The organism is Bradyrhizobium sp. CIAT3101, assembly GCF_029714945.1.
Lineage (GTDB): Bacteria > Pseudomonadota > Alphaproteobacteria > Rhizobiales > Xanthobacteraceae > Bradyrhizobium.
Map to the genome: position 1 here is coordinate 9010520 of NZ_CP121634.1, position 19416 is coordinate 9029935.

18 protein-coding genes are annotated in these 19416 nt (G+C 63.4%); 9 read left to right on the plus strand and 9 right to left on the minus strand.

Features of this window, described 5'->3' with window-relative positions; genetic code table 11:
- The first annotated feature begins 81 nt into the window (after positions 1–81).
- Positions 82–753, plus strand: a complete 672-nt coding sequence (locus QA645_RS41705; RefSeq protein ID WP_283046896.1) for a hypothetical protein — start codon at positions 82–84, stop codon at positions 751–753.
- A gap of 171 nt (positions 754–924) precedes the next feature.
- Here the strand turns inward: QA645_RS41705 and QA645_RS41710 are convergent, their stop codons facing one another.
- From QA645_RS41710 to QA645_RS41730, 5 genes are all read right to left on the minus strand, one after another.
- Entirely contained in the window at positions 925–1929 is a 1005-nt protein-coding gene (locus QA645_RS41710; protein WP_283046898.1) for a CarD family transcriptional regulator, read from the minus strand.
- Positions 1930–2077: 148 nt separating this feature from the next.
- Complete coding sequence (fdxA, locus tag QA645_RS41715; protein WP_254127874.1) at positions 2078–2416, minus strand: ferredoxin FdxA; 339 nt, start codon at positions 2414–2416, stop codon at positions 2078–2080.
- Positions 2417–2559: 143 nt separating this feature from the next.
- Positions 2560–2793 carry a S4 domain-containing protein gene (locus QA645_RS41720; RefSeq protein WP_283046901.1) on the minus strand — a complete coding sequence of 78 codons (234 nt, stop codon included), beginning with the start codon at positions 2791–2793 and terminating at the stop codon, positions 2560–2562.
- A gap of 49 nt (positions 2794–2842) precedes the next feature.
- Positions 2843–6217, minus strand: coding sequence for a helicase-related protein (locus QA645_RS41725; protein WP_283046902.1), 3375 nt, complete (start codon positions 6215–6217; stop codon positions 2843–2845).
- Positions 6218–6954: 737 nt separating this feature from the next.
- Positions 6955–7764 (minus strand): DUF3108 domain-containing protein, encoded by an 810-nt coding sequence (locus tag QA645_RS41730; protein ID WP_254135196.1) that lies wholly within the window; start codon positions 7762–7764, stop codon positions 6955–6957.
- A 536-nt stretch (positions 7765–8300) separates the two neighbouring features.
- On the opposite strand from QA645_RS41730, the gene rpmB reads away from it, so the two are divergent.
- Complete coding sequence (gene rpmB / locus QA645_RS41735) at positions 8301–8606, plus strand: 50S ribosomal protein L28 (protein ID WP_254127871.1); 306 nt, start codon at positions 8301–8303, stop codon at positions 8604–8606.
- Positions 8607–8630: 24 nt separating this feature from the next.
- Here rpmB and QA645_RS41740 read toward each other — a convergent pair whose 3' ends face one another.
- Both QA645_RS41740 and QA645_RS41745 read right to left on the minus strand, forming a co-directional pair.
- Entirely contained in the window at positions 8631–9002 is a 372-nt protein-coding gene (locus QA645_RS41740) for a hypothetical protein (RefSeq protein ID WP_283046905.1), read from the minus strand.
- Between the two features lie 699 nt (positions 9003–9701).
- Complete coding sequence (locus QA645_RS41745) at positions 9702–10694, minus strand: hypothetical protein (protein WP_283046906.1); 993 nt, start codon at positions 10692–10694, stop codon at positions 9702–9704.
- 236 nt (positions 10695–10930) lie between these two features.
- On the opposite strand from QA645_RS41745, the gene QA645_RS41750 reads away from it, so the two are divergent.
- The 3 genes from QA645_RS41750 to ftsZ all read left to right on the plus strand — a co-directional run bounded on the left by QA645_RS41750 (position 10931) and on the right by ftsZ (position 13864).
- Complete coding sequence (locus tag QA645_RS41750) at positions 10931–11242, plus strand: hypothetical protein (protein WP_283046907.1); 312 nt, start codon at positions 10931–10933, stop codon at positions 11240–11242.
- Between the two features lie 699 nt (positions 11243–11941).
- Positions 11942–12556, plus strand: a complete 615-nt coding sequence (locus QA645_RS41755) for a hypothetical protein (RefSeq protein WP_283046909.1) — start codon at positions 11942–11944, stop codon at positions 12554–12556.
- Between the two features lie 51 nt (positions 12557–12607).
- Positions 12608–13864, plus strand: a complete 1257-nt coding sequence (gene ftsZ / locus QA645_RS41760) for a cell division protein FtsZ (RefSeq protein ID WP_283046911.1) — start codon at positions 12608–12610, stop codon at positions 13862–13864.
- Between the two features lie 337 nt (positions 13865–14201).
- Here ftsZ and QA645_RS41765 read toward each other — a convergent pair whose 3' ends face one another.
- Both QA645_RS41765 and QA645_RS41770 read right to left on the minus strand, forming a co-directional pair.
- Positions 14202–14897: a hypothetical protein gene (locus tag QA645_RS41765; RefSeq protein ID WP_283046913.1), complete on the minus strand. Its 696-nt coding sequence runs from the start codon at positions 14895–14897 to the stop codon at positions 14202–14204.
- Positions 14898–15038: 141 nt separating this feature from the next.
- Complete coding sequence (locus tag QA645_RS41770) at positions 15039–15317, minus strand: DUF1488 domain-containing protein (RefSeq protein WP_283046915.1); 279 nt, start codon at positions 15315–15317, stop codon at positions 15039–15041.
- A 429-nt stretch (positions 15318–15746) separates the two neighbouring features.
- Between QA645_RS41770 and QA645_RS41775 the strand changes: the two genes are divergently transcribed.
- From QA645_RS41775 to QA645_RS41790, 4 genes are all read left to right on the plus strand, one after another.
- Positions 15747–15881: a hypothetical protein gene (locus QA645_RS41775; protein ID WP_256560985.1), complete on the plus strand. Its 135-nt coding sequence runs from the start codon at positions 15747–15749 to the stop codon at positions 15879–15881.
- 266 nt (positions 15882–16147) lie between these two features.
- Entirely contained in the window at positions 16148–17476 is a 1329-nt protein-coding gene (locus QA645_RS41780; RefSeq protein WP_283046918.1) for a DUF2235 domain-containing protein, read from the plus strand.
- 348 nt (positions 17477–17824) lie between these two features.
- Positions 17825–18070: a PilZ domain-containing protein gene (locus QA645_RS41785; RefSeq protein WP_187437594.1), complete on the plus strand. Its 246-nt coding sequence runs from the start codon at positions 17825–17827 to the stop codon at positions 18068–18070.
- A 112-nt stretch (positions 18071–18182) separates the two neighbouring features.
- The gene (locus QA645_RS41790) at positions 18183–19370 is read left to right on the plus strand and encodes an IS481 family transposase (protein ID WP_283046920.1); all 1188 of its coding nucleotides are present in this window, start codon (positions 18183–18185) and stop codon (positions 19368–19370) included.
- Positions 19371–19416: the final 46 nt, after the last annotated feature.

The following is a 19416-nucleotide window of genomic DNA, read 5'->3' on the forward strand; positions in this document are numbered from 1 at the left end:
TTTCCACGCGACCAGCTGCCGATATAGCCGGCGTGAACGAGATCTGCCTGGCAGGCAGAGGCGCACGGCAGCGAGCTTCACATGCTCAAGAGCATTCAATCGTCACTGCTGATCCTCGCGCGGGCGGGATCCGGCGAAGCGGCTGCGCAATCCTCCAACACGCAAGCGAAGGCTGACAGCATGGAACTGGATCTGACAGGATTGAAGCAGGCGCTGCTCGGCGACTGGGAAAGCATCGCGCCGGAGGTGCGCCCGAGCGCGGCGAAGAACGCCGACGGCACGCTCAAGCCGTTCTATCTCAAGCGGGCCTTCAAATATCTTCCCTCCGACCGTTTCGAGCTCGAGATCGTCAACTCGGCCGATCCCTATGGCGCCGTGCCGCTCGCGCGGATCAGGATTGGCGGGCATATGCTGTGGAGGGGCGTGCATCCCATCGCTCCAGGTGCGCAGAAGGTCGACTTCGTCGCCGATGAGACCTACGAGGTTACACCGCTGGCCCAGGGATTTGCCGATGTGCTCAACAAGGTCGCCGCGGTCGGATATGCACCATGGGCCGTAGGCACGCCCCAGAGCATCTTCGGCAAGGCCTTCGCTCCCTTTGGCCTCGCCGAGGCCACGAACTTCATGGAATATGATCTCGTCTATCTCAGGGGTGACCTGCTGTTCTGGGGCGCCCGCAATATCGATGGACGTGGCTTCGATACCGAGCAGAACCGGCCGACCAATTTGCAGATTCCGCTGATCAGGAAATGATCCGGGTCGCGTTCGTCACACTCTCCTCGACGGGATGCTTTCTCCACGGGCCTTAGCACCCACCGCCGTGCGAACGCATGGGTCGCACCGTCGCAACGCTTGATCCGCCCAAAGCAAAAAAGCCCGGCCAACCGGCCGGGCTCTTGATGGCTTGCGATCGATGCGAGACGCTTACGCGGCCTCGTCGGCGACGGTGGTGTCGTCGCCATCGGTATCGTCGGTATCGCCCTCGGCATCCGCCTCGCCTTCGCCGTCGGCGGCTTCCGCCTTGGCGTTGGTACGGCGCGGGCTCTTGGCGAGCTGGGCCTCGATCTCCTTGACCGCTTCGGTCTCGGTCGAGTGCTGCACCACCGCGATCTCGCGGGACAGACGGTCGAGCGCCGCTTCATAGAGCTGACGTTCGCTGTAGGACTGCTCCGGCTGCGACTCCGAGCGATAGAGGTCGCGCACGACTTCCGCGATCGCGACGATATCGCCCGAATTGATCTTCGCTTCGTATTCCTGGGCGCGGCGCGACCACATGGTGCGCTTGACGCGGGCGCGGCCCTTGAGGGTCTCCAGCGCCTTCTTGACCAGCGCGGGCTCGGACAGCTTGCGCATGCCGACGTTGGCGACCTTGGCGGTCGGAACGCGCAGCGTCATCTTGTCCTTGATGAAGTTGATGACGAACAGCTCGAGCTTCGCGCCGGCAATCTCCTGCTCCTCGATGGCCAGGATCTGGCCGACGCCGTGAGCGGGATAGACGACGAATTCATTGGCCTTGAAGCCCTGACGCTGGGTCACGACCTTCTTTTCCTCGACCTTCGGCGCCGGTGCAGCGGCCTTCACGGCCGGCTTGGCAGCAGCAACGGGGGCCTTGGCAGGGGCGGCAGCAACAGGAGCCTTCGGAGCGACAGGCTTGGCAGCGGGAGCCTTGGCAGCAGCAGGCTTGGCAACGGTCGCTTTCGCGGCCGGTTTGGCAGTCTTGTTAGGCATTGCGCTTCTTTTGTTCTTCGAGGACTTTGCAGCCGGCGGCGCCTTGGCAGCGGCCCGACCCTTGGATGCGCTACGGCTGGCCGCGGCGACTTTTTTGGCCTCCTTATGGGAAGCCCTCGCTGAAGTACTCTTTTTACGCGTTTTCTGTGACACAGCCTGCGCGCGGAAACTGCCACGCCCCTGTTCGACATTTGGTTTCACGGGAACCCGGCGGGGCCAACTGGGCTGACGGGGGTTCAGCTTAATGTGCCCAATATAGCACATTTCCCGCAAAAATCAATGATTTAGGGGTCTTCAGGGCTCGTTTTCGACGCTGACGAAGGTATTAGGGTTAAGTTTGCGCCGGAATTTAGTCCCCGGAGCCGGGGTTCGGAGAAAAATATTTCTCGAACTTTCCTTCCATCCCGTCGAATTCCTTCGCGTCTTCGGGTGATTCTTTCTTCTGGGTGATATTCGGCCAGCTCTTGGCATAGTCGGCGTTGACCTGGAGCCACTTTTCCAGGCCCGGTTCCGTGTCCGGCTTGATGGCGTCGGCGGGGCATTCCGGCTCGCACACGCCGCAATCGATGCACTCGTCCGGATGGATGACGAGCATGTTGTCACCCTCGTAGAAACAGTCGACCGGGCAGACCTCGACGCAGTCGGTGTACTTGCACTTGATGCAGTTTTCAGTGACGACGTAAGTCATCCAACGCTCCGAAAAGCTCTTTTAAAAGTCGCGGCTTGCGTAGCGCGGATGGCCCGGCGCCGCAAGGTCGGGAACGCCCGATCATGACGGCTTTATGTGGTTGATCGACCAAGAAATGAATACGAAGCGCAATTAATTGCGCTTTACGTCGCCGAGTTCTTCGTGCCGAGCTCTTCGTAGAGCAAGCGCGCCGAGGCTGCATCGCCACGACGCTCGTTGAAGCCGGTCACCTTCAACACGCGCACGGTGCGATCGAGCGCGACGGTGATGACGTCGCCGATCTTGATGGCGTGGCCCGGCGATTTCTCGCGCGTGCCGTTGATGCGGACGTGGCCGGACTCGACCAGCTCAGCAGCCGAGGTGCGCGCCTTCACCACCCGCGCGTGCCACAGCCATTTGTCGAGGCGCTGCCGCTCGGTCGTGGGATCACTCCTTGCGACCGGAAAGCTGCTCTTTCAGCGCGGCGAGCTTTGCGAAGGGCGAGTTCGGGTCGGCCGGACGATCGCGCTCGCGCGGGTTCGCGCTCGAGGCGTACGGCCGCAGCGACGGACCACCCTGGCGGTCGCGGCCCTTGTCGCGGTCGCGGCCACGATTGTCGCGACCCTTGTCACGATCGCCGCCGAACTTCTTGTTGTCGCGGTTGCGATCGCGATCCTTGTTGTCGCGATCCTTGCCCTCGAAGCGGCGGTTTCCTTCCTGACGCGGCGCGCCCTCGGCACCACCTTCGCGCGGCTTGCGGAAATCCCTGCCACCGTCCCTGCGATGACCGCCATGACGATGACGCTCGTTACGCTTCTCTCCGTCGGCGGCTTGGGCTGCTTCACCTTCGGCGGGCGCGGCGCCTGCTTCAGCACCGGCCTGCGGACGGTTGTTGTTGTGGCGCTGGTGGCGATGACGCTCGTGGCGCGGCTTGCGATCGTCGTGACGGCCGCCGGGACGCCAGACTTCGACGAGTTCGGGCTCGGCGGGCGTTGCCGCAGCTTCAACTGGCGCGGCGGCGTCGGGAGATGCAGCGGCTTCCGTTGCGGCGGTCTCGGCGGGAGCGGCTTCAGCGGCAGCTTCCGCGGGCGCCGCGACTTCTTCGGCCGGCGGCGCGATGCCGGGGGCATCTTCGGGCGTGACGGGCGCGTCAGGCGAGGCTTCGAGCGCCGGCTCTTCGTGCGCCGGCTCGTCGTGCTGCTCCATGCCGGGCGCGTCTTCGACGGTGACTGCTTCGATCGCGGCATCCGCGGGCGCAGCCGCCTCCTCGGTCGCGGGCACCTCGGCAGACGCTTCAGCCGCCGGTGTCTCCGCAGCAGCGGGCGCAGCCGGCTTCGGCGGCAGCGGCGCACGCTTCTCCATGCGATAGCCGAGCGCGCGCAGCACCGAGGCAAAGTCCTCGCCGGCGGAGCCGGTGAGCGAGGTCATCGCCTGCGTGACGACGAAACCGCGGCCGTCGAACGCGCCGGCCGGCTTTTCGCCGGGCGCGTTGTCGCGCCAGGCCAGCGCCGGGCGGATCAGGTCGGCAAGGCGCTCCAGGATGTCGACGCGGACGGCGCGCTCGCCGGCCTGCTTGTAGCCGAGCACGCGATAGGCATCGCGCGGCAGCTGCTTGTCGACCGGGAACGAGGTGCGGCCCGACGATGCGAGATGCTGCGCACCCGACAGTGCCGAGAGATCGACATTGTCCTGCTTCAGCGCCCACAACAGCGCGGCCAGCGCACGCGCGGCGGGCTTCAGAATGCCGGGGAAATAGATGTGATAGGCGCCGAAGCGGACGCCGTATTTGCGCAAGGTCGCGCGCGAGGGCTGGTCGAGATCCTTCAGCTCGTTGGCGATCTTGGGACGCTCGAGCACGCCGAGCGCCTCGACGAGCTGGTAGGCGATGCCGCGGGCAATGCCGGTGACGTCCTCGGCCTTCGACAGCTCGAACATCGGCCCGAGCAGCTTTTCGATATGCGTCTTGAGCCAGAGGTCGAGCCGCGCCTGCACCTTCTCACGGGGCGCACCAGTCAGGCGCTCGTCGGAGATGATGCGGATGCGCGGATGCAGCGCCTCCTCTGCGGCGGTCAGGCGCGCCACGGCGTCGCCGGTCCAGCGGATGGTGCCGTCCGAGGTCAGCACGAACTGGTCGTCCGGCGCGTTGCCGAGGCGTTCGGCGCGCGTATTGATCTCGCCGGCGAGCACCGCTTGCGCGGCAGCCTGCAAGGCTTTCGCATCGGAGCCGGCTCCCGCCGCATCCGGTGCAAAGGTGAAGCCATCGAGGCGGCCGATGACATGGCCTTCGACGATGACTTCGCCGGTCTTGCCGATTTCCGTATTCAAGCTCGTGTTCTCCCGCAGGCGGCGCATCAATACACTGGTCCGGCGATCAACGAAACGCTCAGTCAAGCGTTCATGGAGCGCATCCGATAATTTATTTTCGACCTTGCGGGCGATCCCCTGCCAGCGTTCGGGGTCTCGCAGCCAGTCCGGCCGGTTGGCGACGAAGGTCCAGGTGCGAATCTGCGCGATCCGGGCCGACAGCGTGTCGATATCACCATCGACGCGGTCGGCTTGGTCGACCTGGGCCGCAAACCAGGAATCGGGGATGCAGCCCTTCTGCATCAGGAAGCCGTAGAGCGTGGTGACGAGCTCGGCATGGGCCGCCGGCGACAGCTTTCGGTAGTCCGGGACCTGGCAGGCCTCCCACAGCCGCTCCACGGCGGCCTTGCCATGCGCGATATCGCGCACCTCGACGTCGCGGGCGGCGTGGTCGAGCACGCGCATGTCCTCGGCGATGGGGGCGCGGGTCAGCGTGTCGTGGCCCGGGGCCAGGTTCAGCGAGACCTGGAGCGCGCCGAGGGAGGAGAAATCGAGCTTCGAGTTGCGCCATTGCAGCATCTTCACGGGGTCGAAGATGTGGTTCTGGAGCGCGTTCACGAGCTCGGGCTCGAACGGGCCGCAGCGGCCCGTGGTGCCGAACGTGCCGTTGCGCGTGGCGCGGCCGGCGCGGCCTGCGATCTGCGCGAACTCGGCCGGCGTCAGCCGGCGGAACTGGTAGCCGTCGAACTTGCGGTCGGAGGCGAAGGCGACGTGGTCGACGTCGAGATTGAGGCCCATGCCGACGGCGTCGGTGGCGACGAGATAATCGACGTCGCCGTTCTGGAACATCTCCACCTGCGCATTGCGCGTGCGTGGGCTGAGCGAGCCCAGCACCACGGCGGCGCCGCCATGCTGGCGCTTGATCAGCTCGGCGATGGCGTAGACCTCGTCGGCCGAGAACGCGACGATCGCCGTCCGGCGCGGCTGGCGCGTGATCTTGCGGTCGCCGGCGAATTCGAGCTGCGACAGCCTGGGACGGGTGATCATGGAGACGCCGGGCAGCAGCCGCTCGATGATCGGGCGCATGGTGGCGGCGCCCAGCAGCAGCGTCTCGTCGCGACCGCGGCGGTTGAGGATGCGGTCGGTGAAGACGTGGCCGCGCTCCAGATCGGAGGCGATCTGGATCTCGTCGACGGCGAGGAAGGAGACGTCCAAATCGCGCGGCATCGCCTCGACGGTCGAGACCCAGTAGCGCGGACTTCTCGGCTTGATCTTCTCCTCGCCGGTGATCAGCGCGACGGCCTCGGGGCCGACGCGCGCGACGATCTTGTTATAGACCTCGCGCGCGAGCAGCCGCAGCGGCAGGCCGATCAGCCCTGAGGAATGCGCGAGCATCCGTTCGATGGCGAGATGGGTCTTGCCGGTGTTGGTCGGCCCGAGCACCGCAGTGACGCCGGCGCCAGGCACTCGATCGGAAGGCGCGCGCTCGGAGGCGAAGGGGGAAGAAGAAAAGGCCATGTCTGAATGATTAGGTAGTGGCGATTGGGGCGAATGTCAGTGCTGTTTGGGGCGGCGGGGTGAGAAGCGCCCGATCCGTCATCCTGAGGTGCGAGCCGCGCGGCGCGCAGCGCCGGGCGGGGAGCCTCGAAGGATGAACGGCCCGTGTACCGGCCGAGCGGCAGCAGCCGGGCCCGTCGCCCTTCGAGGCTCGCTGCGCGAGCACCTCAGGGTGACGGGACGTGATCCCCAAATCCCGCGCAACTGTCTCACTTTGCGACGCTTTTCCCACTCGCCTTTAAGCTTCGGAACGACTCTAGAACGAATCGCGGCCGAATCGCTGACTCCCCCTTGAGTCCTGTTACGTTCACGCAACATGTCGCGGGACTCTTGTTTCCGTCGCACTAGATGGAGTTTTGTGACGGCGCACAAGCGACGATTTGGTGACGGATTTGGTTAAGTTGGGGATGGCGCGGAGTCGAATCAGAATCGGGGAGGAGTCAAATGGATTCCCCGGATCGGCGGCGCTCCAATGCATGTCGCGAAAACAACCCCATGCACAGTAGGTAAGTCGTTGATATGGCGTACTTCCTTACCCTCCCCTGGAGGGGGAGGGTCGGCGCACGTTGAGCGAAGCGAAATGGGCGACGGGGTGGGGTGATCTCTCCGCACGAAGACCGTCCACGGGGAGAGATCACCCCACCCCGCTCGCGCTGCGCGCGATCGACCCTCCCCCTCCAGGGGAGGGTGGGAAACCCTTACTGCGTCTTCGCGACCCTGGGCGGCTGGGCGGTGGTGATGAAGCTGGTCGCTTCCAGCATCGCCGGGCCGAGCGGCGTCGGCACTTTCAGCCAGAACGGGACCAGGACGCGGGTGCCGGCGACCGGCGCGAGCGCGATCTCGATGTTGCGCTGGGCGGCGAGGTATTTGATCACGGGGCGGTCGGGGATGTAGCCTGCCACGGGCACGAAATAGAGCGCACAGACCACGACCGGGCCGTGATAGCCCTTCTCGGCCTTCACCGTCTCCATGCGCTTGAAATCAAGCTTCAGCTCGTAGCGCATGCGGCCGTCGAACACCGGCGCGCTGCCGTGGCAGGCGTCGGGCGACAGCACCTCTCCGGTGCCGGGCACGCGGACCAGCGAGGCCGTCATCGGATCGAACACGCCGCGGCGATGCGCGTCGGTGACGATGATGCGATCAGGATCGACCGGCGGCTCCGGAATGATGCCGAACTCCTTCACATTGCCCTTGTCGAGGGTGATGTGGATCTCTTCGGTCTTCTTCGAGGTGGTGGTGGAAGCCTGGTAGGCCGACGCCACCAGCGCGCCGTTGACCACGCGCCCCTGCGCGGCGCCGGTGCCGGACCCGCCCGCGAACGACTTCAGAATGCCGGTGGTGCCGCCGGAGGCCGCCGCGGAAAACACGTCGTCCTGGATATCGATGTTCCAGGCGCCGCGGCCGACCGGGATGCCGGCCAGCGTGGCCTCATACTGCGCCTCGAGCTTGCCCTGCGCCGCTGCCGGCTCCGCCGCCCACGCCAGCACCAGCCCGCCGATAGCGGCCAAAGCCAGCCTGCCGGCTGACCGCAGCCGGGGCGGAAAGAGGGAGGGCGTGTGCACGAGACGATCCAATCGGGAAGCGAGTGGTTGTTACTTAAGCCTGTTACGGCCGCAAGCAATGCATCCGGGCCACAAGAGCCGGGAACTCACCGAAGTCTTTCGGCGGTGAATGTGCCCTTTATGTGATGGTAAGGCGCTTTAAACACTGCCGTTTTGGTGATCGGGGGATGCTCTTCTCCTTCTCCCCGCGCGCGGGGAGAAGGTCGGGATGAGGGGGGCTCTCCCCGGGGGAGGTGAAAGTCGGTGCACCCAACCGGCCCCACCCCCGCGGAGACTCCCCCTCACCCGGAATCCGCGCTATTCGCGCGCATTCCGGCCTCTCCCCGCACGCGGGGAGAGGCGAAAAGACCGCCCAAAACCTTGACGTCCCGCCCCTCACCCCCTATACGTCCGCCCGCTCCCTGCAAGGACACAGAATTAGCCCCCGTGGCGCCCAGAATGGCGGCCGCAATCGTTGGGGGTTCGAACCTGAGGATTTTGAGATGTCTCGCCGCTGCGAACTGACGGCCAAGGGCCCCCTCGTCGGCCACAAGGTCAGCCACTCCAACATCAAGACCAAGCGCCGCTTTCTGCCGAACCTGGTCAACGTGACCTTCATCAGCGAAGCCCTGGAGCGCAACGTGCGCCTGCGCGTCTCCACCAACGCGGTGAAGAGCGTCGACCACAATGGCGGCCTCGACGCCTTCCTGCTCAAGGCCAAGGCCGACGCCCTGTCGCCGCGCGCCCTCGAACTGAAGCGCGCCATCCAGAAGAAGATCGGCGACGCGCCGGTCAAGAAGGCCAGCTAATCGAATTTCAGAATTGGGCGGGGGCTAGGTTGCGTCGCGTGGCGTAGGCTTAGCCGAGTAGAGTTTTGCGTTGCGGCCGGATCGAAAGATCCGGCCGTTTTTGTTTTTGGTAGTCGCGCGGCTCTCGGAGACGTCCGCAATTTTTAACAGCACAGCCGCGACAGCGCCAAACGCTGCCTCTAGGCAGTCCGGTCGTGTGCTTGCAGCGTTGTATGAATCGGCCGCCGCTTGATTGGGCAATTGGATGAAGCGCCCGACGAGCACGCTTATCCGGTTTGCATCATGCGTCCCGCCAATAATCTGATTCACACCGACCACAACGCCAACAGTAGCCATGCAAAGATATTCGAACGTTTCGATCAACTCCGCATTGCGCGGCACTGGATCAACGTCCACACCGTTTCGCATCCAAAAGGATCAACGCACTCTTCGCGTTTGAAATAGGTGCGGGCGAGCAAAGTCAAAGCAAGAAACTTTTCATCGCTGTAGCCCCTCTCGGTAACGGGTACGTCCAAACCATTAAGGAAATCGAGAGTGAATTTTGCAGGTCTTGCGCCAAGTCCGACCAGTTGGAAATTTGCTGCCTCATATGGCGCTCGTCCCTCAGTGGGCCGTAAGCCTTAACCGGCCAACTTCGCCCTGTGGATCACAATAGACGCTTCCGCTTCTCGGTCCGTCATTGATTAGAAATGCCTAGGTCGACCTCGTGCCCCCTAGCCTGTTCAGCCAACTCACGCGTCATTGGTGCACTGCTCATCGTGGCCCGGGCACCGGTCAATCCGCTCTCAAGTTTCGTCAGCCGCACTCGGCGACCTCTGTCCCATGAACGTTGCACGTATTGCGCCAGCCTCACGGAACCGTGATCCGCAGAGGAGGAAATCATATTGACGAAGGAAACAATTTTTCCTAAATAAACATCGTTGAATTCGACGCGTAGACTGCACCCGCCCCCTAAAGGAAAGACGAATGGAAACCGTAATCTATGTCCTGCTCGCAGCAGGGTATGTAGCGCTGGCCTGCCATCATTGCGGCTGGCTCTAACTGGCACGACAGGCTGGGCAGCTCGAAAGAGCTGCCCAGTTCTTTATTGAAAAATTATTGCATGCAAGCGCTCATTCTTGCCCCCCGATCGCCGAAGAGCACGTGGAACGCTGAAGGACACAGCCCTTCGTCCCATCCCTCCTGACCGTCAAGGCGAAAGCAATCCGACGTTTTAAATCGTGGCGACAAAAACATCTCGCTACACCTGTCAGGTTCGACCTCGTATCTCGTCGGAACATCGACGTCCAAGCCAACGGTTGCCGCAAAATTGACAGCCGCCTGCGGCCTTGGAGCCGTGAACGATTGAGACCAACCTGGGCAGGGCCGAGATACCGCGTTTTTGCTCTTGCCGTCCGCCTCGCAAAGCGCACCGATGCCGTAGTCGATGAGCTTAGCGTTGCCGCTCTTATCAAATGGACGAGCGGCCGGGATTGAGATGACGGCTGCCGTTGATCGCAAAGCATCATCATTTAGATCGGGCTCACGATGGGGCACGATTGTTGGTGCAACTGGCGATGCTTCTATTGCGTAGGTGAAAGCGAACTGACGTAAACCGATCTCACCTAAAGTGATCCATGGCCGCGAGGGCAATAGAAGACGGAACAAAGCACCAAGCTCATGAACTTCTTCATTGTAGGTGTACATGACAACGTCCTGACGGAAAATTGGTGCATAGGCGGCGTCTAACTCACAAGTGAAATCCCTCCAAAGGACAATAGGAAGAACTTCAAACTCATAAGCATCGGCAACGGTCGGCCTTCGCCCTGACTTGCCGCCTCCCCTTGGGGGAGGATCAAAATCAATCCAATCAATTTCGAGCGCGAGCGCTCCGATTCCGTAAATTATCCTCACTCCCCACTGATGGAAAATGTTCGACTCGGCCCAAGATATCTCAGTGAGGTACTTTGTATGAGGAACGCCCTGCTCATGGGCATCTGCAAGGTAGGTAAGGGTTCGAAGTGCGAGTTGTCTCTCGTGAGCATTCAGGCTGCTGAAATGCTGAGCCGCAACTTCGGATAATTTCACGCGGTGGTCGATGTCGCACATTGCGCACAAGCCTCCATAGACGTACCCGCACATGTAGCACGGAATTTACATAATTCAAGTCGTTTACCTTCGCACGAAAATTGCCATATTACCCAATGTTTCGCATCAAAATATTGTTGACAAAGGAAATTTTGTTTACTAAATAGCTCCTACCGGACGTTCTCTCGAAGTGGGGAATGAGAGTGTTCGTCCTTATGGCGCCAAGGATAGCGCCCTTTTTTGCAGGAGGTAGATTCATGGCCAGAGCAAAAGCTGACGAGCTTGCAAAGGCTTATCGCGATGGACTCGCAGGCTTTATTGGCGCGCTCGAACGCGCCGATACGGCCGGGCGATTTGACGATCCGTCTAACTTCGCGTCGATGCTTGAGTTGAGCCTCACTCGCTATGGACTTTCTGCGACAGCCTTGGCTGAAGATGAAAAGATCAGCAAAGGGGCCATCAGTAAGTGGATGCATGGCCAAGCTGTACCCTCCTCGCCCGCTCGCAAAACCGTAGTTGGTTGGATCAAGCGAAAAGCGCGTGAACAGCTTGAGAGTATAGATCGGTAGTCAAAGTGTTGTGAGAAGTAGAGGCATTGCGCCAGGTAGTTGCGCCTTTAGCAAGGTCGGTAAATTGTGAGCCGCGCGGCCTCGTAAGAGCGCGCGGCTTACTCTCCGAGCTTCGCTCCAAATCGACTTCTCTATCTCCAATAGCGCTTTGGGCCTCTACAACGGGAAAGCAGGGCCGACCACTTCAGAGATTTGATTACATCGCGGTGCTGCAGCTAATGAAAACCAGGGACGCGTCGTTCGATAGTTGTGATCCAAGTTCGGACTCCCCCTCGAAGAACACGACACCTCCGAGCGGGACCGCACCTCCCATAAACGTCAGAGGTTCCGCTATACTCGCCCCGGTAGCATCACCTGGAGGCGCATCCCGTTGACCACGCGCACCCAAAAACCTCGTCATCTGCTGTGACGCCACCGGCAACGAGATCTCGGAGAACATCTCCAACGTCCTGATGCTCTCGCTGCCTGCGCAAGACCGCCAGGACGCAGCCGCGACAGATGGCGCTCTCCGATCCCCGCGGCGGCACTGCGATCCCAGGGTCGGCCTTCCGATCCCCCGGGGGCGGCACGGTGACGGCACCGGTAAACAGCATCGCGCGCGCGTTAACCATGCATTAACCAACGCAGCCTAGCCTGCTGCAATCGTCCAGCCATCATTAACCCGAAATGCCTTCCCGGTTTGCTCCAGGAGAAGCGCCGATGTCTGTTGCGTTGTTGACGTATGCCGATCTGGGTGCCCGCCTCAATATCTCGCGCGAGGCCGCGCGGTCGCTGGCGCGACGTCGCGGCCTGCCGCGCTCGCGTTCGGATGACGGCAAGGCGCTGGTGAGGGTTGATTTCTCCGAGCTGCGGTACACGCCCCGCCCGCGAATGGGCCGACGGGCAGACTCCGTCGACGTCTCCATGGCGAGGATCGAAGCGTTAGAGCCATTTCCGTTCCGACGGAGTCGGAACGGGGTTCTAAATTCTTATTCTGACGCGTTTTCCTTGCGCGAACCGGTATCCACTTCGCTGGGAAACGCTTCTGAGACCGAGGCTTTCAAGGCGGAGATTGCGCGGCTCGAAGACGTCGCAACCGCCTACAGGGTGGTGTTCGAGCGCGAGCGTGAGCGCGCCGAGCGCCTCGCGGTCGAGCTGCAGCAGGCGGGCGCCGAGACGAAGGCAGCCAATGCGTGGGCAACACGACTGGAAGACGAAATGGCGGCACTGCGGACCGAAGGCCGCCCCGGCGGCTCGTTCGCGGGACGCGCCGCGCTTCGCTTGGGACATCTGGCCGCTTCGATCGTGCAGGCAGACCGCGCGGCCCGCAGGTAGCACTCGAACTTTCTTTAAGCCCCGGCTTGCCGGAGCAATCGCGAGGGAAGAATGACTGGCACCACCGATATTCATGAAATGAAGGCCCGCATCGTCGTGTTCGGCGTCGGCGGCGCCGGCGGCAATGCCGTGAACAACATGATCACGGCCGGGCTGCAGGGTGTCGAGTTCGTCGTCGCCAATACCGACGCGCAGGCGCTGGCCATGTCGAAGGCAAGCCGCCTCATCCAGCTCGGCACGAAGGTGACCGCGGGCCTCGGCGCCGGCTCGCAGCCGGAACTGGGACGCGCCGCGGCCGAAGAGGTGATCGATACGATCCGCGATGAATTGACCGGCGCGCACATGGTGTTCGTGACGGCCGGCATGGGCGGCGGCACCGGCACCGGGGCCGCACCCATCGTCGCGAGGATCGCGCGCGAGCTCGGCATTCTCACCATCGGCGTGGTCACCAAGCCGTTCTACTTCGAGGGCCAGCGCCGCATGCGCTTCGCCGAAGCCGGCATCGAGGAGCTGCTGAAGGCGGTCGACACCCTCCTGATCATCCCGAACCAGAACCTGTTCCGGGTGGCCAGCGAGAAGACCACATTCGCCGATGCCTTCGCCCTTGCCGACCAGGTGCTCTATTCGGGCGTCGCCTGCATCAGCGACCTCATCGTCAAGGAAGGCCTGATCAATCTCGATTTTGCCGACGTCCTCTCCGTCATGAAGGAGAAGGGCAAGGCCATGATGGGACGGGGCGAGGCTTCGGGCGAGAAGCGCGTGCTTGCCGCCGCCGTGGCCGCGATCTCCAATCCGTTGATCGAGAATCCCTCGATCAAGCGCGCCAGCGGCCTCATCATCTCCATCACCGGCGGCAAGGATCTCATGCTGTACGAGGTCGACGAAGCCGCGACCCGGATTCGCGACGAGGCCGATCCGGATGCCAACATCATAGTCGGCGCGTCCTTTGACGATAGCCTCGAAGGCATCGTCCGCGTCTCCGTGGTGGCGACCGGCATAGACAATCTCGACGCGGAGCAGGCGCTGCCGGTGGAAACCGCCCTCGCCCAACTCGCCGGAAGGCTGCGCAATGACGGCCGGCGCATCGCCGATCGCATCGAGCGCAGCGCACCCCTTCCGCAGGGAGAAAGCCCGCCGCTCCGCCCGCAGCCGCATCATCCCGTGGGACCACCAGCAAGGCCCGGCCTGGACTATGCGCGCCACGCGGCGATTGCGCCGCTCCATCCCGCCAGTCGCGTCCCCGCGCGCAACGCGCCCGACGAGGCCGTTCTCGATATCCCGGCCTTCCTGCGCCGCGCCGCCAACTGAGCGGCGGCTGGAGGAGGGATTACCCGGCTCCAATGCCGGACATGGACTGCCGCTAAGCGGCTCCAGAGCGCGATGAGATCAGGCGAGGCTGGTTTGCCGTGAAGAAGGTGCGCTCCCTCTCCCGCTTGCGCGGGACGGCTCCCGCATATGGCAATATGGACGGCCTGAGCGCGCGCCTCGTCCTTCGAGACGACCGCTTTGCGGTCTCCTCAGGATGAGGCTGAGCGGCATCGTCACCTGTCGAAGTGCTGTCGCGCACTCCGTCCTCATCCTGAGGAGCCCGCCGAAGGCGGGCGTCTCGAAGGATGCGCCGCAACGAAGCCAGCGCGCCGATGCTTCACGCTGCCGTGCTGCGCGGGCTCTCGGCGGTTTCCGTCTTGTCCGCCTCCTTGTCACGGGACAGCCACGCCGGGAAGCGAAGCAGGCGCTCGTTGGTGTCTTTTGGCAGCTCGACGGGCGGCGCTTCACTGGCCGAACTCGGCAGGTCCGGCACGGCCTGTCCCGCTCGCACCGCATCCGCGCGCTGATCCAGTTCGCGCAACAGGGGATCGAGCACGCTGTCGATCTCGCTTGCCACCGACACCAGGAAACTATTGAGCTCGCGCGCCTCGGGCACGACCGCGGTCGCCTGCTCGATCGCCTTGGAAAGACCGTCGACGACAGGTGCAAACGCGCCGGCGGCTTGCATGATTCGCGTCTTGATCGCTTCGATCTCGCCCAGGACGCGCTCGCGCTCCCGCTTTTTCTTCTCCTCGGAAAGGCGGGCTTCGATTTCGGCGATCTGGGCCGTCAGGGTCGTGGCTTCGGATGCGAGTGCATCGCGTCTTCCGCGCGCGCGATCGAGATCGCGGCTGAGATGGTCGACTAAGTCGTCCTTTCCGAACATGGCTTTGCTCCGTAGGACAGGTGTTTTGCCTTGTAGGACGGCCCTGGCGCGTACCGCCAGCCTCGCCACCGACCGGATGGCCGGATCGGCCGAAACAGGCATCAACTTCAGTCGCGTCAACTTCGGTCGCGTCACCTGGGCCGGCATGGTGAATCCCCCCATTGCCAACATTAGGCGACCGCATGGTTAACAGTTGGTTAATGTCAACAACCGACGCTGCCACGGGGCATCATGCCGGCGTGCCAGGTCACTTTCGACAGGGTCACCTTCGACAAGGTAGCCCGCTCCCTACCCCCGAAAATCAATGCTCCGCAGCACGATCCCCGGCGGCGTGCCCTCGAACTCCGTCGCGCGGTACTTGCTCGCCGCGCGCGCTTCGATGCGGTCGCGGAGGCGGGTGAATTGGGCTTCGCGTTGCTCGGCGCGGGTCTGCGGGCCGCGTTCGAGGGTATCCATGGCGGAGGTCGAGATCGCGCAGGGGACTTCCTTCGCGCCGTCCTGCATCGAGAACTGGACGATGCCGCGGTCCTGTTCGTGGCCGATGAAACGGCCGCTGGTGAGGGGCATGGCTTACTCCTGTTACGCAAGGTGCTTCGCGGCGCGATGACCGCTCGACGTCGTCCTGGCCTTGGTGCGCAATTGCGCACAGGCGCCAGGACCCATTACCCCGGTCGACTTCGTCGAGGTTCGCTGTGGCACAAGCCTCCACACCAACGCGCCGCGGTGGTTATGGGTCCTGGCGTTGGCGAGGACGACCGCTGTTTTCCATGCGCGCACCATCGCCGCCGCACGCGACGCTTTAATCCTCGCTAACGGTAGGCTGCAGGCGTAGGCTCGATCGCGTCAGCGCCACTCACGCAATGGCCGCTGGTCCATATCGCGCTGCATTTTCCGCGTCTCGTGTGCGCGGCACACATTGCGTGCCTTATCTGGTCGCGGCTCGCGCATACGGCAGCGCCAATCTTGCGAGTTCGAACCCCGGAGGAGACGGACGTCATGCCCAAGGGACAGCAACGCAGCAATCGCGAAGTCAAGAAGCCGAAGAAGGACAAGATCAAGGCGATCGCCGCGGCACCAAGCCGCAAGGACGCGGCGTGGCAGCCGGAGATCGGCCAGGGGAAGAAGAAGTAGGCGAGCGGTGGAGCAAGCCGCGTGCGACTCTTACCCTCCCCTGGAGGGGGAGGGTCGGCTCACATTGAGCGTCGCGAAATGTGAGACGGGGTGGGGTGACGGTCCCTCCTCATCCAACAGTGCCCGTGTGGAGAGATCACCCCACCCCGCTCGCGCTGCGCGCGATCGACCCTCCCCCTCCAGGGGAGGGTAAGAGACCCTCGTCTCCTCGCCGTCGCGCTTTTCCGCTATGCTCGCCCCGGTAGCATCACCCGGAGGCGCATCCCGTGGACCACGCGCACGAAACCGCACCCAAAAACCTCGTCATCTGCTGTGACGGCACCGGCAACGAGATCTCGGAGAACATCTCCAACGTCCTGAAGCTCTATCGCTGCCTGCGCAAGACCGACAGGACGCATCCGCGGCAGATGGTGTTTTACGATCCCGGGGTCGGCACGGTGACGGAGCCGTCGACCTGGAACAGGTGGAAGGCCAACATCAAGCTGGTGCTGGGGCTCGCCACCGGCTACGGGCTCGATGACAACGTGCTCAATGCCTATTGCTTCTTGGTCGAGCACTATGCGCCGGGCGACCGCATCTATCTGTTCGGTTTTTCGCGCGGCGCCTACACGGTTCGGGTGCTGGCGGGGCTGATCCACAAGGTCGGGCTGATCTCGCCGGAGCAGGCGAACCTCGCAGGAAGTGGCCTCGTCGCCTACAAGCAATATTCCGGGACCGGGCACGGCAACGACATCGAGGACCTCAAGAACATCGCGGTCGACGACGAGGGCCCGCTGCCGAAGGACGCATTCGACCTCGCCGCCCAGTTCGCGCGCATCACCTCGACGCGCTGGCCGACCATCCATTTCATCGGCGTGTGGGACACGGTGGCGAGCGTGATCGTGCCGCGGCGCGACGTGTTCTTCCTCGTGTTCAGCCTGGAGGAGCTCGCCTTCACGCTGCGCAACCCGAGCGTCAACATCTTCCGCCAGGCGATCGCCATCGACGAGCGGCGCTGCATGTTCCGCCTGAAAGCGTACGAGGAGCCGCAGGAATACTGGAGCAACCGCTACGTCCCCGACGAGAAGAAGGAGCCGCAGGACATTCTGCAGGTGTGGTTCGCCGGCGTGCATTGCGACGTCGGCGGCGGCTATCCGGAGGCCGAAAGTGCGGAGTCCAAATATCCGCTGATCTGGATGATCGAGGAGGCGGCGAAGGCCGGGCTGAACTTCAACCCGCGCACCGTGAACCAGCTCGCCTGGGGTATCCAGCGCAAGAACTCGCCGTTCAGCTATGTCGGGCCTGCCTACACCGGCAAGGCGGGCATGCTGCACAATTCAATGAGCGCGGCCTGGCGCGTGCTGGAGTTCTTGCCGAAGAGCGCGAAGTACAAGGAATGGCCGGAGCGGAAGGTGTTTTTCGGCTTCTACATCCCGGATTGCGAGCCGCGCGTCATTCCCGAAGGCGCGCATGTGCATGAGAGCGTGTTGAAGCGGATGGCGGTCGAGCCGGATTATCGGCCGGTGAATTTGCCGAAGGATTTCGTGACGGTGCCGATGCCGGTGGCGCCGGGGGGCGGTCTTGAGGCGGAGGCGGGGGAGATCGTGACGGGGTGAGCTCCTCTTACCCTCCCCTGGAGGGGGAGGGTCGGCTCACATTGAGCGCAGCGAAATGGGAGACGGGGTGGGGTGACGGTCTCTCCGCGACGAACAGTGCCCGAGTGGAGAGATCACCCCACCCCGTCACGCAATCTCGCTTCGCTCGATTACGTGCCGACCCTCGAGCGAGCTGCGCTCGTCTCGGACCCCTCCAGGGGAGGGTAGGCACCCCGCTACCGCCACTTTCCTCAATCGCCGCTACTTTTCATTAAAATTCTCCGCCCCGCCTTAGCTTCATCGCATCAACTGCTCCTCCACACTCGGAACCTGCCACCGCGCTGTCCGCGGTATTGGAGGAGAGTGCCAATGCATCCGCGCCGACATGCCCGTGTGAAGCCGTCGGGCCTGGTGTCCCGCCAGGCCAAGATCATCACCGACCCGCGCGCGCCCATCATCGTCTGTACGCTGGTGGACTATTCGCCGGGCGGCGCCTGCATCGATCTCGGCGGGCAGGTGAAGATTCCCGATCGGTTCGAGCTGCTGCACGTCAACACCAAGAAGCGCTGCCGCATCGCATGGAAGCGCGGCACGCGGGTGGGTGTGGTGTTTTAGGAGAGAGCTGTTCGCTTACCCTCCCCTTGCGGGTGTTCAGACCGGGGAGAAGGTGGACAGGTGTTCGGAGACATCGTGGACACTTTCGACAGCTCAGTAAGGAGGCTGTCGGATGCCGTTCCACGAGGTGTCCCGGATGGACGCGAGATCGGAGTTTGTCGTGCTGGCCTCGGACGAGGGAGCCAATGTTCGGCAGTTGTGCCGTCGGTTCGGCATCAGCCCGACGACCGGCTACAAGTGGCTGGAGCGTTGGCGAGCGGCCGGGATGAGCGGGCTTCAAGAGCAGTCGCGGCGGCCACAGACGTCGCCGGCACGCAGTGCTGCGGCGATCGAGGAGGCCGTGCTTGCGCTTCGAGCCGAGCATCCGGCCTGGGGCGGGCGGAAGATCGCCAGGCGGCTGAAGGATCTGGGGCAGGAAGCCGTTCCGTCGCCCTCGACGGTGACGGCAATCCTGAAGCGTCATGGGGTGGAACTGGGCAAGTTTGGTGGCGGCTCGCCCACCTTCACTCGCTTCGAGCGGTCGCGGTCGAACGAGTTGTGGCAGATGGACTTCAAGGGCCACGTGGCCATGCACACCGGCCGGCTTCATCCATTGACCGTGCTCGACGATCATTCGCGCTTTTCGGTGACACTGGCGGCGTGCGCCGACCAGCAGACCGAGACGGTCAGGCAGCACCTCATCGCGGCCTTCCGCCGCTATGGCCTGCCCGAGAGGATGATCACCGACAACGGTTCGCCCTGGGGCGACGGTCCGGGCAGCCCGTTTACCCCGCTTGGCGTCTGGTTGATCGAGCATGGCGTCAAGATCAGCCATTCCCGGCCCTATCATCCGCAGACCATGGGCAAGGACGAGCGCTTCCACCGCAGCCTCAAGGCCGAAGTGTTGTCGGCTCCTGCCTTCGCCGACATCGCTGCCGCTCAGCGGGCTTTCGAGCGATGGCGTACCGTCTACAACACGCAACGGCCGCACGAAGCGCTCCAGCTCGCAGCGCCGGCCAGCCGCTATCAACCGAGCCCGCGCGATTATGTCGAGACGATCGCGCCCTTCGAATACGCACCAAACGACGCTGTGCGCCGGGTTCAGCAGAGCGGTCACGTCAGCTTCCGCGGTCGCAATCTCAAAGTCCCGAAGGCCTTCCGCGGCAAAGACATCGCATTCCGGCCAACCATGGAGGATGGCGTCTTCGACGTCCTCTTCAGAACCCAGACGATTGCAACCGCCGACATCCGACCTCTCGACGGACGGCTCGAAAGTGTCCACGATGTCTCCGAACACCTGTCCACCTTCTCCCCGGTCTGAACACCCGCAAGGGGGGAGGGAGCGCAGTTGTGCGTGTGGAGAAAGT